This window comes from Blautia acetica, assembly GCF_038739805.1.
In the GTDB taxonomy this organism is placed as follows: domain Bacteria; phylum Bacillota; class Clostridia; order Lachnospirales; family Lachnospiraceae; genus Blautia.
The window spans coordinates 1-1,235 of the sequence record NZ_JBBEWO010000048.1; the positions used below are offsets into that span (position 1 = coordinate 1).

The following is a 1,235-nucleotide window of genomic DNA, read 5'->3' on the forward strand; positions in this document are numbered from 1 at the left end:
AACACAATTATTCTTTTGCTTCATGCCGTTTCATGATATACTAAAAAGAAACGGCGGTGATTCATTATGGCAAGACCTAAAACATATCATATTATACTCAGTGACAATGAAGTGTCAGCTCTTCGTAAGGTTATTAGGGATAAGAAAACCTGTAAAACCGTCCTAAAGAGATGTCAGATTTTATTAGAGTTAGATGAAGTCAGTGGTACTGGTTTGACCCACTCACAAATTGCACATACTTATGCGGTCTGTCCGGCTACGGTTACAAATATTATCCAATCTTATGTTAAGAACGGTATTACTAATATTGTCAAATACAACATCAGCCCAAATTCAAGTGCGGCATTACGCAAGGCAGATGGACGGACGGAAGCGCATTTGATTCAAATTGCTTGCGATCCGGCACCCGAAGGACACTCCCGATGGACACTCCGGCTTCTGGAAGAGAAAGCACGTATTGAACTGGAAACACCAGTCAGCAGAGAAACAATCCGCAGGGTATTAAAAAAAATGAACTTAGACCTCACCTCAATGACTATTGGTGCATCCCGCCAAAAGAGGATGCAGAATTCATAGCATGTATGGAAGATGTTCTCGATGTCTATGAACTCGCGTATGACCCAATGCGTCCGGTCGTCTGCATGGATGAAAAACCATACCAGCTGTTGGGAGAGACAAGGGAACCGCTGCCAATGCGCCCGGGAGATGACCGGAAAGTAGATTCCGAATATATCCGTAATGGTACATGCAGCATCTTTGCTTTCATAGAACCTCTTGCTGGGAAGCATCATGTCAGTGTCCGGGAGCACCGGACTGCAGTTGACTGGGCAGAAGAAATAAAATACCTTGTTGATGTCATGTACCCAGAAGTGGAAAAAATCATTCTTGTAATGGATAACCTTAATACCCATAAACCGGCATCCTTATATAAAAAGTATCCTGCGGCAGAAGCAAGGCGTCTTATAAAACACTTGGAAATCCATTATACACCGAAACATGGAAGCTGGCTGGATATCGCTGAAATAGAACTTAATGTAATGACACGCCAGTGCCTGTCACGGCGAATTGACGATATCAATCATCTCCGCAGCGAATTATCGGCATGGGAAACCGAGCGTAATACAAGGGCGGCAAAGGTGGATTGGCAATTTAAAACTGCTGATGCACGAATCAAATTGAATTCGCTATATCCCAAATTTACTGCCACTTCCGTGTAAGTGGCAGTAATGCTAAAT

The 1,235-nt window shown here is 43.2% G+C and carries 2 protein-coding genes; both read left to right on the top strand.

Features of this window, described 5'->3' with window-relative positions:
• Positions 1-66: 66 nt before the first annotated feature.
• A complete protein-coding gene (locus tag WBS51_RS15115) occupies positions 67-576 on the top strand; it encodes a helix-turn-helix domain-containing protein (protein WP_342694162.1) in 510 nt (169 codons plus the stop codon).
• Complete coding sequence (locus WBS51_RS15120) at positions 546-1,217, top strand: IS630 family transposase (protein WP_298060513.1); 672 nt, start codon at positions 546-548, stop codon at positions 1,215-1,217. The genes WBS51_RS15115 and WBS51_RS15120 overlap by 31 nt, the downstream gene beginning before the upstream one ends.
• The last annotated feature ends 18 nt before the right edge of the window (positions 1,218-1,235 follow it).

What these genes read in the sequence shown, in the direction of transcription:
- WBS51_RS15115 (WP_342694162.1), top strand. Translation starts at nt 67, where the DNA reads ATGGCAAGACCTAAAACATATCATATTATACTCAGTGACAATGAAGTG.